The sequence below is a fragment of the Hydrogenophaga sp. L99 genome, assembly GCF_058731905.1.
On the sequence record NZ_CM178972.1, the window covers coordinates 1,332,573 to 1,344,948 of the forward strand.

At 63.5% G+C, this 12,376-nt stretch carries 10 protein-coding genes and 2 tRNA genes; 10 read left to right on the forward strand and 2 right to left on the reverse strand.

From position 1 onward, the window contains the following. Window positions 1-61: 61 nt before the first annotated feature. On the forward strand, window positions 62-679 hold the full coding sequence (locus AC4QBL_RS06355; protein ID WP_472906360.1) for a Maf family protein: 618 nt from the start codon (window positions 62-64) through the stop codon (window positions 677-679). A 43-nt stretch (window positions 680-722) separates the two neighbouring features. Further along, window positions 723-2,282: an Rne/Rng family ribonuclease gene (locus tag AC4QBL_RS06360; RefSeq protein ID WP_472906359.1), complete on the forward strand. Its 1,560-nt coding sequence runs from the start codon at window positions 723-725 to the stop codon at window positions 2,280-2,282. Window positions 2,283-2,452: 170 nt separating this feature from the next. Here AC4QBL_RS06360 and msbA read toward each other — a convergent pair whose 3' ends face one another. Next, window positions 2,453-4,255, reverse strand: a complete 1,803-nt coding sequence (msbA, locus tag AC4QBL_RS06365; protein WP_472899201.1) for a lipid A export permease/ATP-binding protein MsbA — start codon at window positions 4,253-4,255, stop codon at window positions 2,453-2,455. 304 nt (window positions 4,256-4,559) lie between these two features. On the opposite strand from msbA, the gene tolB reads away from it, so the two are divergent. The 7 genes from tolB (at window position 4,560) to AC4QBL_RS06400 (ending at window position 9,622) form a co-directional block, all read left to right on the forward strand. Then, window positions 4,560-5,813: a Tol-Pal system beta propeller repeat protein TolB gene (tolB, locus tag AC4QBL_RS06370; RefSeq protein ID WP_472899303.1), complete on the forward strand. Its 1,254-nt coding sequence runs from the start codon at window positions 4,560-4,562 to the stop codon at window positions 5,811-5,813. Window positions 5,814-5,928: 115 nt separating this feature from the next. After that, window positions 5,929-6,516, forward strand: a complete 588-nt coding sequence (gene pal / locus AC4QBL_RS06375) for a peptidoglycan-associated lipoprotein Pal (protein WP_472899304.1) — start codon at window positions 5,929-5,931, stop codon at window positions 6,514-6,516. 5 nt (window positions 6,517-6,521) lie between these two features. Further along, complete coding sequence (gene ybgF / locus AC4QBL_RS06380) at window positions 6,522-7,304, forward strand: tol-pal system protein YbgF (RefSeq protein WP_472899202.1); 783 nt, start codon at window positions 6,522-6,524, stop codon at window positions 7,302-7,304. A gap of 70 nt (window positions 7,305-7,374) precedes the next feature. Then, complete coding sequence (locus AC4QBL_RS06385; RefSeq protein WP_472899203.1) at window positions 7,375-8,487, forward strand: YeeE/YedE family protein; 1,113 nt, start codon at window positions 7,375-7,377, stop codon at window positions 8,485-8,487. Window positions 8,488-8,492: 5 nt separating this feature from the next. Continuing rightward, window positions 8,493-9,296, forward strand: coding sequence for a tRNA threonylcarbamoyladenosine dehydratase (locus tag AC4QBL_RS06390; RefSeq protein ID WP_472899204.1), 804 nt, complete (start codon window positions 8,493-8,495; stop codon window positions 9,294-9,296). Between the two features lie 92 nt (window positions 9,297-9,388). Beyond that, window positions 9,389-9,464: transfer RNA gene (locus AC4QBL_RS06395), tRNA-Lys, on the forward strand. A gap of 82 nt (window positions 9,465-9,546) precedes the next feature. Beyond that, window positions 9,547-9,622, forward strand: a tRNA-Lys gene (locus AC4QBL_RS06400). A 158-nt stretch (window positions 9,623-9,780) separates the two neighbouring features. Here AC4QBL_RS06400 and AC4QBL_RS06405 read toward each other — a convergent pair. After that, entirely contained in the window at window positions 9,781-10,977 is a 1,197-nt protein-coding gene (locus AC4QBL_RS06405) for an amino acid aminotransferase (RefSeq protein ID WP_472899205.1), read from the reverse strand. A 291-nt stretch (window positions 10,978-11,268) separates the two neighbouring features. On the opposite strand from AC4QBL_RS06405, the gene AC4QBL_RS06410 reads away from it, so the two are divergent. Further along, window positions 11,269-12,375, forward strand: coding sequence for an NAD(P)/FAD-dependent oxidoreductase (locus tag AC4QBL_RS06410; RefSeq protein WP_472899206.1), 1,107 nt, complete (start codon window positions 11,269-11,271; stop codon window positions 12,373-12,375). The last annotated feature ends 1 nt before the right edge of the window (window position 12,376 follow it).

Below are 12,376 nucleotides of genomic sequence, written 5' to 3' on the forward strand. Positions count from 1 at the left end.
GCCGCAGCCGATGGGGCATGCGTTGTCGCCGCTTGCTCTGCTCCCTCCCAACCGAAACACCATGCCTGACTTCATCTACCTGGCTTCTCAAAGCCCGCGCCGCCTGCAGTTGCTGGAGCAATGGGGTGTGCGCTGCGAACTGCTGCTGCCCGACGCTGACGAAGACGTCGAAGCGCTCGAAGCCGTGGCGCCCGGCGAGGCTCCGGCCACCTACGTGCAGCGTGTGACCGGGTTGAAGCTGCAGGCGTCGTTGGCGCGGCTCAAACGCAGGGGGCTGCCGCCTGCGCCGGTGCTGTGTGCCGACACCACGGTGGCGCTGGGGCGGCGCATTTTGGGCAAACCGGCCGACGCCGCTGATGCGTGCCAGATGCTGGCCGACCTCGCCGGGCACCGCCACCGGGTGTTGACAGCGGTGGCCGTGGGCCGACCGGGCGCGCGCGGTGCCAAAAGCTGGGCGGCGCTGTCCACCTCGTGGGTCACTTTCGAGGCACTGAGCGCCGCGCAGATCCGGCGTTATGTGGACTCCGGTGAGCCCATGGGCAAGGCGGGCGCTTATGCCATTCAGGGCCGCGCTGCGCTGTGGGCTAGCCACATCAGCGGCAGTTATTCGGGCATCATGGGCCTGCCTGCACACGAAACCGCGCAGGTGCTGGGCGCTGCGGGCTTGCGCCTGATCTGACGCCGCGGCGCTCTAAAAAAACCAACTGGGACAAACCATTCACATGAGCCAGGACATCCTGATCAATTGGGCGCCACAGGAAACCCGCGTGGCGGTGGTGGAACAGGGGGCGGTGCAAGAAGTCCACCTGGAACGCACGCTGGAGCGAGGCTTGGTCGGCAACATCTACCTGGGCAAAATTTCCCGCGTGCTGCCGGGCATGCAGTCCGCTTTTATTGACATTGGTCTGGACCGCGCCGCCTTCTTGCATGTGGCCGATCTGATGCCCAACATAGCGGCCAAACACGCCGCACCGCGCGAGCGTGCGGCCGGCGGGTCCGTGGCTGAGCCTGCAGCGCCACCAGTTGAGTCTGGCAACGGCAATGCCCGCGTGCTCACGCCCAACCCGGTGCTGCCCATTGAGCGCCAGATCTTTGAAGGCCAGGCGCTGATGGTGCAGGTGCTCAAAGACCCGATCGGCACCAAAGGCGCACGCCTGACCGCACAGATTAGCATTGCCGGGCGCTTGCTGGTGTTTCTGCCGCAAGACACCCACATTGGCGTGTCCCAGAAAATACCGCCGGCCCAGCGCGAAGCGCTGCGCCAACGGCTGGTGCGGCTGACCGCCACGGCCGATGGCACGGCTGCCGGGGGTTTCATTTTGCGCACCAACGCCGAAGATGCCAGCGACGAAGAGCTCATTGAAGACACCGCCTACCTGCGCAAGACCTGGTTGCGCATCAAGGAGGCGGCCACGCGCCAACCGGCAGCCACCCTGCTGCACGAAGACCTCAATCTGATGCAGCGGGTGCTGCGCGATCTGGTGGGCACGCAAACGCAGTCCATTCGCATCGATTCGCGCGAGCAGCACGGTTTGTTGCAGGCTTTTGCCGCCGAATTCATGCCCGACACCGTGCGCAAGCTGCAGCATTACAGCGGCGAGCGCCCCATTTTTGATCTGTACAACGTCGATGAAGACATTGCCCGTGCGCTCAGCCGGCGGGTCGAGTTGAAGTCGGGCGGGTACCTGGTGATTGACCAGACCGAAGCGCTCACCACGGTGGACGTGAATACGGGTGGCTACGTGGGCGCCCGGAACTTCGACGACACCGTGTTTCGCACCAATCTGGAGGCAGCGCAGACGATTGCGCGGCAACTGCGCCTGCGCAACCTGGGCGGCATCGTCATTGTCGACTTTATCGACATGGTGCGCGAAGACCACCGGGACGCGGTGCTGACCGAATTTCGCAAGCAGCTGGCGCGCGACCGCGTCAAAACCATGACGGGTGGTTTCTCTCAGCTCGGCCTGGTGGAAATGACCCGCAAGCGTACCCGCGAGTCGCTGGCCCATATGTTGAGCGAGACATGCCCGGCGTGCAGCGGCAAGGGCGTGGTGAAAACAGCGCGCAGCGTGTGCTACGACGTGTTGCGGGAAATTTTGCGCGAAGCCCGGGCCTTCAATCCACGCGAATTTCGTGTGGTGGCTTCACCCAAAGTGGTGGAGCTGTTTCTGGACGAGGAAAGCCAGCACCTGGCGGGTCTGAGTGATTTCATCGGCAAGCCCATTTCCTTGCAGGCTGAAAGCTCGATGACGCAAGAGCAATACGACATCGTGCTGCTGTAGTGCCCCCCCTGCGCCGCTGCGCGGCTTCCCCCCAAGGGTGGACCACGCTGGTGGCCCGGCTGAGCCGGTTCCACGGCGAGTGCTGAGTGGAGATGCGCGCCGGATGCGTAGGTCCAAGCAGTGTGCTGGGCTGGGCCACGCGCTCCGCACAGCAAACGCGCTTGCGTCACTTATTCCGCAGGCTTTTCCGTGTCATTGGTCGAGAAGCCCTGCGCGTGCAGGCGTGCGTAAAGACCGTCGGCGCGCATCAGTTGCTGGTGGGTGCCTTGTTCGCTGATTTGGCCGTCGGCCAGCACGACCACGCGGTCGGCGTGCTCGATGGTGGACAAGCGGTGCGCAATGACCAGCGTGGTCCGGCCTTTCATCAAACGGGACAGTGCGTCTTGCACCAGACGCTCTGACTCGTTGTCCAGCGCCGAAGTGGCTTCGTCCAGGATCAGGATGGGCGCATCTTTGTAGATGGCCCGGGCAATGGCCAGCCGCTGCCGCTGGCCACCCGAGAGTTCGGCTGCGTTGTGTCCCACGGTGCTGTGTATGCCTTGGGGCAAACGGGCAATCAGGTCGCCCAGATTGGCCGACTGCAGGGCCGCGAGCACGCGGGCTTCGTCGATGGCGTTGTCGGTTGACCCCAGGGCTACGTTGGCGGCCAGGGTGTCGTTGAGCATCACCACGTCCTGGCTGACCATAGCGAACTGCTGGCGCAGGCTGGGCAGGCTCCAGTCGGGCAGGGGCACGCCATCAAGGCGCACCACACCGCTCTGCACTTCGACGAACCGGGGCAACAGGTTGGCCAGCGTGGTCTTGCCCGAACCTGAAGGCCCGACAAAGGCCAGCACCTCGCCCGGCGCAATGCGGAGGTGGATGCCGCGCAGGGCGGTGCGGCTGTCGTCGTCGTCGGCGCCCGGTGTTGCGCCGTCTTTTGCGGGGTAGCGCACCCACACGTCGTCGAGATCAATGGCGCCCAGCGCACGGCCCGCTGTGTGCGTGCCACCGGTTTGCACGGGGGTGTTTTCAATCAGGTCCAGCCCGCGTTCGAGCGCTGTCAGCCCCCGTGTGATGGGCCCGGCGATTTCGGCCAGGTGCCGAATGGGTGCGATCAGCATCAGCATGGCGGTGACAAACGCCACAAAGTTGCCCACCGTCACGCCGGTCTGGCTGCTTTGCCACAGGGCCACCGCGATCACGGCCGACAGCGCCGTGGCGGCCAGCATCTGCGTCAGCGGTGTCATGGCCGCCATGGCCACGGTCGACTTGAGCGCGAGGCGGCGCAGCGCCACGCTCAGGTTGTCAAAGCGCTGGGTCTGGCGTTGCTGGGCACCGTGCAAGCGCACCATGCGGTGGGCGAGTGCGTTTTCTTCGACCACGTAGGCCAGCTCGTCGGTGGCCTGCTGGCTGGCGCGGGTGAGTTTGTAGAGCCGCCGCGAGAGCACCCGCATGATCAAAATCAGACCCGGAAACAGCAGCAGCACGATCAACGTGAGCTTCCAGTTCAGGTACATCAGATACCCGAGCAGGGCGAGCAGTGTGAGGCTGTCCTTGGTCAGGGTCAGCATGGCAGCCACCAGCATGGTCGAACCGGTCTGCACCTCGTAAACCAAGGTGTTTGAAAGCTTGCTGGCACTCTGGCGGGCAAACAGCGTCATTTGCGCTTCATTGAGCTTCACAAACATGGCCCGGCGCATGTTCAGCATGCCCAGGCTGGCGGTGTACGACAGGGCGTACTGCGCCACGAAGCCGGCCAGCCCGCGCACGCCAAACAAACCCAGCAGCGCCACCGGCACCATCCAGAGGTCGATATTGCCCTGGGCAAAGCCGCGGTCCAGCAAGGTTTTGAGCAGGGCCGGGATGAGGGGTTCGGTGAGCGCGCCGATGAGCGTGGCCACCGCCGCCAAGACGATGCCGGTGCGTGCGGAGCGGAAATAGGGCCACAACCGTTTCAACCGCTGCAACACGGTATCGGTCGGGATGGACATGGGCGTGATGGGAATGGAAGTCAACGGATGGCGATCAAAAAATTCGGAGCTTGAGGAACGTTTCGGCCCATCGGGGAATCGGAAATCAGCAGGGTACTGTGGGTGTGGCGTGTCATGGGCAACCGTCTGGCGGTGCGCACATCTTGTCACGGGCCTCTTTTAGGTGTCCGTTATTATCGGTGGCAGTGGCCCAGCCGGTCCCTTATGGGATCTGCACAGGCTTGATCAATACCCCAAAAGGATGCTGGATTTGACCCGATTTGACCTCAGACTTTCGGCCCAACGGCGCACGGTGCTGGGCGCCATGGCGGCCTTGCCCTTGTTCACCTGGCCGCTTCGCGATGCCCGCGCACAGTTTCGAGTGGAAGTCTCTGGCGTGGGTTTGACCCAGTTCCCTTTCTCTGCTGTGAGCTTCCGTGGCAACGACGGAGCCGGCCAAGACATCGCCGCCATCGTGCGCGCCGACTTGGAGCGCAGCGGCCAATTCCGGTTTGTTCCGCCCATCACCGGCGGATTTGACGAGACCTCGCGTCCCGAACTCGCCCCTTGGCGCGACAAGGGCGCCGATTCCTTGCTCACGGGCAGCGTGACGCGACTGGCCGATGGCCGTTTTGATGTGCGCTTCAGGCTCTGGGACGTGGTGCGCGGTCAAGACCTGGGTGGCCTGAGCTACCCGGTGTCCGCGCAAGAGCTGCGGCTGGCCGCACACCGCATCGCCGACCATGTGTACGAAAAGATCACCGGCGAAAAGGGCGTGTTTTCCACCCGCATCGCCTATGTGACCAAAGCTGGGCCGCGCTACAACCTGTGGGTGGCCGATGCAGACGGCGAGAGCGCCCGTGCCGCGCTGACCAGCCCAGAACCCATCATCTCCCCCAGCTGGGCGCCGGGTGGTTCGCAGCTGGCCTATGTGTCGTTTGAAGCGCGCAAGCCCGTGATCTACGCGCACGACGTCGCCTCGGGCAAGCGCCGCCTTTTGGCCAATTTCAAAGGCTCTAACAGCGCGCCCGCCTGGTCACCGGACGGCCGCCAGCTGGTTGCCACCTTGTCGCTCTCGGGCAATGCGCAGGTGTATGCCATGGACGTCAACGGTGGTCAGCCACGCCGCCTGACCCAGACGGCCAGTATCGACACCGAGCCCGTGTTCAGTGCCGACGGAAAGAGCATCTATTTCGTCAGCGATCGCGGCGGCTCACCCCAGATCTACCGCATGGGTGCGCAGGGCGGCAACGCCGAGCGGGTGTCTTTTGCTGGCAACTACAACATCTCGCCCGCACCCAGCCCCGATGGCCGCTGGCTGGCGTTCATCTCCCGCGTCAATGGAGCCTTTCGCCTGCACGTGATGGAGCTCGCCAGCGGCACGGTGACGGCACTGACCGACAGCGCCGCGGACGAAAGCCCCAGCTTTGCGCCCAACAGCCGCATGGTCATTTATGCCACCCGGGACAAAGGCCAGGAGGCGCTGATGACCACCAGTGTCGACGGCCGCATCAAGACCCGGCTGGCCGGCGCGCAGGGGGATATTCGCGAACCTGAATGGGGTCCCTTCTTGCGTTAACCCATGCCGCCATGCGCTGCCGCGCGGCGGCGATCTCGCTTTTCTTTCAAACACCCCAACGACCACCCCAAGAGGACACCCCATGTTGAATGACACACGCACCCCAGCCGAGCCGATGCAGGCCTTTGACGGATCGTTTGCCCGCCCATCGTCCGGTCGCCGCTGGGCCGGTGTCCTGGCCACGGCTCTGGTGGCCACGACCCTGGTTGCCTGTGGCTCCAACGTGAAGCTGGATGACGTGCCGGTGGTTGACCGCAGCGGTACGGACGCCAGCACGTTGGCACAGGCTGGAGGCTCAGCCGGCACGGGTGCCGCCGATCAGCGCGGGGTTTCGGGCGTCGAGGTCGCCGGCGGTGATGTTGCTCAGCCCAACGCCATGGCGCGTACCGTGTATTTCGACTACGACAGCTTCGAGGTGCGCGCCGAATTTGCCGCCACGCTGGAAGCCCACGCCAAATACCTGGCGGCCAACAGCAGCCGCCGAGTGGCCCTGGAAGGGCACACCGACGAACGTGGTGGGCGCGAGTACAACCTCGCACTCGGCCAGAAGCGGGGCGAGGCGGTGCGCCGGGCGCTGTCGCTGCTGGGTGTGAGCGAAGCCCAGATGGAAGCGGTGAGCTTTGGTGAAGAAAAGCCCGCCGTGGTCGGGTTTGATGAAGCCGCCTTCGCCAAGAACCGCCGGGTTGAGCTGACCTACCGTTGAACACCATGCCGACTTCTCTTCGTTCCTTCTCTCCCGCGCTGTCGGCCTTGCTGCTGGGCGCTTCGGCGCTGTGGCCATTGCAGGCTCACGCTCTTTTTGGCGACGATGAAGCCCGCAAAGCCATCATCGATTTGCGTCAGAAGGTAGACGCCAACCGACAGGTGACGGACGCCGCCGCAGCCGAAGCTCGCGAGGGACAGGCGGTCACCCGCCGCAGCCTGCTCGATCTGGCCAACCAGCTCGAACAGTTGCGGGCCGAAATAGCGCGCTTGCGTGGTCAAAACGAACAACTCTCGCGTGAAGTGTCCGAGCTGCAGCGCCAGCAAAAAGACGCGCAGACGGGACTGGACGAACGGTTGCGCCAGGTCGAGCCCCTGCGCATCACCCACGACGGGTTGAGCTTCACCGCAGCCCCTGCCGAAAAGCGCGACTTCGACGCCGCCATGGAAGTGCTTCGCCGTTCCGAATTTGAAGCGGCGGCCACAGCCTACGCAGCATTTTTGCGCCGCTACCCAGACAGCGGCTACACCCCGTCCAGCCTCTACTGGTTGGGCAACGCGCAGTACGCCAGCCGCGCCTACAAAGAGGCCATGGAGAGCCACCGCCGGCTCGTTACCCAGTTTCCAGCCCATATGCGCACGCCAGAAGCCATGCTGGCCATGGCCAACAGCCAGATTGAGCTGAAGGACGTCCGCTCTGCGCGCCGTACCCTGGAAGACTTGGTCAAGACCCACCCCGACTCGGAAGCAGCGGCCGCTGGCCGGGAGCGTCTCGCCCGTCTGCGCTGAGGCCGTTTCAGCGTTTATTGAACGCCCCCGCGCGGGCGGAGCATGGCTGCGTGCTCCTACAATGGCGGCCATGGAAATCGCTGACCTTATAAAACTGCAAACCCTGGTGCTGTGGGCCGCTTTCGCGGTCGCGGTGGCGTTTGGCTTCATTGCGCAACGCACCCATTTCTGCACCATGGGCGCCCTCAGCGACATCGTGAACATGGGCGACTGGACGCGCATGCGCACCTGGGGCATGGCGGTAGGTGTGGCCATGATCGGGTTTCACGCCATGGCCTGGCTGGGCTGGATCGATGCCAAAAGTACCATTTACGCTTCGGGCCGCATCATCTGGCTTTCCGCCCTGGTGGGTGGTGGCCTGTTCGGTTTTGGCATGGTGCTGGCGTCGGGCTGTGGCAGCAAAACCCTGGCGCGCATCGGTGCCGGCAGCCTGAAGTCCCTGGTGGTCTTTTTCGTCATGGGTTTCGCCGCCTTCGCCACCTTGCGCGGCGTGCTGGCCGTGCTGCGCGTCAACACGGTTGACCGCGTGGCTTTTGAAATACCCGCCGGCAGCGCTGTGCCCGCCTGGGTGGCTTCCGGCTTCGGCCTTGACCCGGCCTCCACCGGCATGCTGGTGGCTTTGCTGGTAGGTGGTGCGCTGATCGTGTGGGCTCTGCTTGGCACCGACTTCCGCAATGCCAACAACCTGTTGGCTGGCGGTGGCCTGGGGTTGGTCATTGCGGCCATGTGGTGGGTCAGCGGTCACTTGGGTTTTGTGGCCGAGCACCCTGAAACCCTGGAGGCGGTGTACCTGGCCACCAACACCGGTCGCATGGAGTCGCTGACCTTTACCGCGCCTATGGCCTACACGCTGGACTGGGTGATCTTTTTCAGCGACACCTCCAAAGTCTTGACGTTGGGTGTGGTCACGGTGGTTGGTGTGGTCGTGGGTGCTTTCGTGCAGGCCCAACTGAGCCGCAGCTTTCGCTGGGAAGGCTTTCGCAGCACCGAAGACACCGCACTGCACCTGGTGGGTGCCGTGTGCATGGGCGTGGGTGGCGTCACCGCCATGGGTTGCACGGTGGGGCAGGGCTTGTCGGGTCTGTCCACACTCAGCCTCACCAGCATGATTGCGGTCGCGGGCATCTTTCTTGGGTCCATCGTTGGTTTTCGCTTTCAGATGTGGTTGCTGGAGCGCGAGTGAGCGCGATGCCACAAGCCGAACCGAATCAGCCAGACACCGCCGAGTCCTTTGAGCGCCGCTTCGGTGGCTTGCGTCGCCTGTATGGTGTTGAGGGTGCGCAGCGCATTTTCAATGCGCATGTGGTGGTGGTTGGCATTGGTGGTGTGGGTTCCTGGTCGGTCGAAGCGCTGGCGCGCAGCGGGGTGCGAAGGCTCACCCTGATCGACCTCGATCACGTGTCCGAATCCAACATCAACCGGCAAATTCATGCGCTGGAACCCACGCTGGGGCAATCCAAGGCCGAGGCCATGCGCGAGCGCATCGCGCTGTTTCACCCCACCTGCAGGGTTGACGTGATCGACGACTTCGTCACACCCGACAACTGGCCCGCTTTGCTCCATGCAGCCCTGGGCCCTGGTGTACCCATGCCCTGTGCGCTCATCGATGCCTGCGACCAGGTGCGCGCCAAGACCGCGCTGGCGGCCTGGGCTGCGTCCAATGGGGTGCACTTCGTCACGGTGGGCGCAGCCGGTGGCAAACGCCGGGCGCAGGCGGTGGAGGTGGATGACCTGGCCGACGTCACGCACGACCCTTTGCTGGCGCAGCTGCGCTACCGCTTGCGCAAACAGCACGGCGGCGCGCGCACAGGCCGCATGCGGGTGGCTTGTGTCTTCAGCCGCGAGGCCGTGGCACCACCCGACGCTTCTTGCGCCATTGACAACGTGGACGGCTCGCTCAACTGCCACGGATACGGTTCCGTGGTGAGCGTGACCGCGACCTTCGGCCTGTGCGCAGCGGGTTGGGTTTTGAACACCCTGGCTGCAAAATAAAAAAAGCGCCGATGCCTCTTAAAAGAGGGGTGAAAGTGACGCTATAATTTGAGGCTTCGCGGAACGGTGCAAACTGTTGTGCGGAGCGAAGTGGGACGTTAGCTCAGTTGGTAGAGCAGCGGACTTTTAATCCGTTTGTCGTGGGTTCGACCCCCGCACGTCCCACCAGTCTTTTAGGTTGCAACCACGCTCTGCTGGTTCTCCTACCCAGGTTTTGGGGTCATCCCTTCGGGTTGGCTCTGAAATTGTTGGGACGTTAGCTCAGTTGGTAGAGCAGCGGACTTTTAATCCGTTTGTCGTGGGTTCGACCCCCGCACGTCCCACCACCCAAACAAGCCTTACGGCATGAAAAGCCTGCTACACACCGTGGCAGGTTTTTTTCGCCTGCACGTGGTGAGCGCAGGCGAAAAAAAGCCCCCGGCGGTCGGGGGCTTCGTTGCTGCTGAATCAGCGCTGTGCAGCGCCGATCATGGCTTTGCAGCCATCAGACCACTTTGGCAATGGCCTGGCACACGTAGTCGATGTTCTTGCTGTTAAGCGCTGCCACGCACATGCGGCCGGTGTCTGTGCCATACACGCCGAACTCGCTGCGCAGGCGCACCATCTGGTCTTTGCTCAGGCCTGAGTAGCTGAACATGCCGATCTGGCTGGTGATAAAGCCCATGTCTTGCTTCACGCCGGCGGCCTTCAAGCCGTCCACCAGTTTCTGGCGCATGGCCTTGATGCGCACGCGCATTTCACCCAGTTCCTTTTCCCACAGGGCACGCAACTCCGGATTGTTCAGCACGGCGGCCACCACGGCACCGCCGTGAATGGGTGGGTTGGAGTAATTGGTGCGGATCACGATCTTGAGCTGCGACAGCACGCGCGAAGCTTCCTCTTTGCTTTCGCACAGCACCGACAGTGCGCCCACGCGCTCGCCATACAGGCTGAAGCTTTTGGAGAACGAGGTTGACACAAAGAAGGTGAGGCCAGCCGCCACGAACTTGCCGATCACGGCGCCGTCTTCGGCAATGCCATGGCCAAAGCCCTGGTAGGCCATGTCCAGGAAGGGTGTGAGGCCACGGGCCTTCACCACGGCAATCACCTGGTCCCATTGCTCCTGGGTGATGTCGTAGCCGGTCGGGTTGTGGCAGCAAGCATGCAGCACCACCACGGTACCGGCTTCGGCAGCGTTCAGGCTGGCCAGCATGCCTTCAAAGTTCACGCCGCGTTTTTCAGCGTCGTAATACGCGTAGGTGTCCACCACAAAGCCGGCGTTGATGAACAGCGCGCGGTGGTTTTCCCAGCTCGGATCGCTGATCAGCACCTTGGCATTCGGGCTCAGGCGTTTCAAAAAGTCCGCACCAATCTTCAAGCCGCCGGTGCCGCCAATGGCTTGCACCGTGGCCACCCGGCCCGACTGCACAGGCTCGCTGTCGGCGCCAAACACCAGGCTCTTCACGGCTGCGTCGTAGGCTGCAATGCCGTCAATGGGCAGGTAGCCGCGAGCGCTGGGCGTGGCCATCATGGTTTTTTCGGCAGCCTGCACGCACTGCAGCAAGGGCAGCTTGCCGTTGTCATCAAAATACACGCCCACGCCAAGGTTGACTTTGTTGGGGTTGGTGTCGGCGGCAAACTGTTCGTTCAGACCCAGAATCGGGTCGCGCGGAGCCATTTCAACGGCTGAAAAAAGAGACATGCTGGAAGTTCCTGGGGGGTTGACGTCAAAGACAGCTGCGATTTTACCGGCCGCGCCGTTGCGGTGGCCCGGCCGATGAATGCATTTTTTATGCTGGGAGGCAGCTGTCCGTGTACCGCCACTTCCAGCCCTGCCGGTTGGGGATGTAGGGATCACGTTCTGGCTTTTGGGGGGGCGCAAGGCCGCAATGCCTGGTGGAATGACTTGTAGTCTGCGAGGCGGGATCCCAATGTTCAATGACCAGAGGTCAGGCGCTATGCTTTCACGCTCAACGTTGAGCAGGAAATAGACATGGACCGGGTAGACGCGGTGGTGATTGGCGCTGGTGTGGTGGGGCTGGCAGTGGCCCGTGCGCTGGCGCTGGGCGGGCGCGAGGTGATGGTGCTGGAGCGCGAAGCAGCGGTGGGCACGGGCACGAGTTCGCGCAACAGCGAAGTCATTCACGCGGGCATTTACTACCCCGCCGGTTCGCTCAAGGCCGGGCTGTGTGTGCAGGGGCGCAGCCAGCTGTATGCCTATTGCGCCGAACGCGGTATTGGCCACCGGCGCTGCGGCAAGCTCATCGTGGCCTCCACGCCAAGCCAGCTGGCGGCTCTACCCGCCATCGTGGAAAAGGCCCGTGCCAACGGTGTGAACGACCTGCGCTTGTTGACCAGCGAGGAGGCGAGGGCGATGGAGCCGGCCTTGTCGTGTCTGGGTGCGGTGCATTCACCTTCCACAGGCATTGTGGATAGCCACGCGCTGATGCTGTCTTTGCAGGGCGACCTTGAAAATGCGGGAGGCTTGGTGGCCTTTCATGCGGGGGTTTCGCAGCTGCGCGCCGTGGACCAAGGCATGGAGTTGACCACCCAGGAGGGCACCCGTTTGCTGGCGCGCACGGTGGTGAATGCCGCCGGCTTGAGCGCATGCAACCTGGCGCAGCGCACCCAGGGGTTGGCTACCCGGTATGTGCCCGAGGCCCGTTTTGCCAAAGGCAACTACTTCACGCTCGCGGGACGCTCGCCATTTTCCCAATTGATTTACCCCGCGCCGGAGCCCGACCGGCACCTGGCAGGTTTGGGTGTGCACCTGACCCTTGACCTGGGCGGGCAGGCCAAGTTTGGCCCTGATGTGCAGTGGGTGGATTCACCCGACGACTTGCAGGTGGATCCGGCACGGGGTGAGGCTTTTTATGCCGAGGTGCGCCGGTATTGGCCAGCGCTGCCCGACGGCGCTTTGCAGGCGGGCTATGCCGGCATTCGGCCCAAGATCAGCGGGCCACAAGACCCAGCCGCCGATTTTTTGATTCAGGGACCCGAAACGCACGGCGTGCCGGGCTTGGTCAACCTGCTGGGCATCGAGTCACCCGGGCTGACCAGTTGCCTGGCCATTGCGGACCACGTCGTTGGCCTGTTGTGAC

Excerpts from the sequence above, each read along its gene's own strand:
- AC4QBL_RS06405 (WP_472899205.1), bottom strand. The coding sequence starts at position 10,977 with ATGTCTCTTTTTTCAGCCGTTGAAATGGCTCCGCGCGACCCGATTCTG.
- AC4QBL_RS06360 (WP_472906359.1), top strand. The coding sequence starts at position 723 with ATGAGCCAGGACATCCTGATCAATTGGGCGCCACAGGAAACCCGCGTG.
- AC4QBL_RS06390 (WP_472899204.1), top strand. The coding sequence starts at position 8,493 with ATGCCACAAGCCGAACCGAATCAGCCAGACACCGCCGAGTCCTTTGAG.
- tolB (WP_472899303.1), top strand. The coding sequence starts at position 4,560 with ATGGCGGCCTTGCCCTTGTTCACCTGGCCGCTTCGCGATGCCCGCGCA.
- msbA (WP_472899201.1), bottom strand. The coding sequence starts at position 4,255 with ATGTCCATCCCGACCGATACCGTGTTGCAGCGGTTGAAACGGTTGTGG.
- AC4QBL_RS06410 (WP_472899206.1), top strand. The coding sequence starts at position 11,269 with ATGGACCGGGTAGACGCGGTGGTGATTGGCGCTGGTGTGGTGGGGCTG.
- AC4QBL_RS06385 (WP_472899203.1), top strand. The coding sequence starts at position 7,375 with ATGGAAATCGCTGACCTTATAAAACTGCAAACCCTGGTGCTGTGGGCC.
- ybgF (WP_472899202.1), top strand. The coding sequence starts at position 6,522 with ATGCCGACTTCTCTTCGTTCCTTCTCTCCCGCGCTGTCGGCCTTGCTG.
- pal (WP_472899304.1), top strand. The coding sequence starts at position 5,929 with ATGCAGGCCTTTGACGGATCGTTTGCCCGCCCATCGTCCGGTCGCCGC.
- AC4QBL_RS06355 (WP_472906360.1), top strand. The coding sequence starts at position 62 with ATGCCTGACTTCATCTACCTGGCTTCTCAAAGCCCGCGCCGCCTGCAG.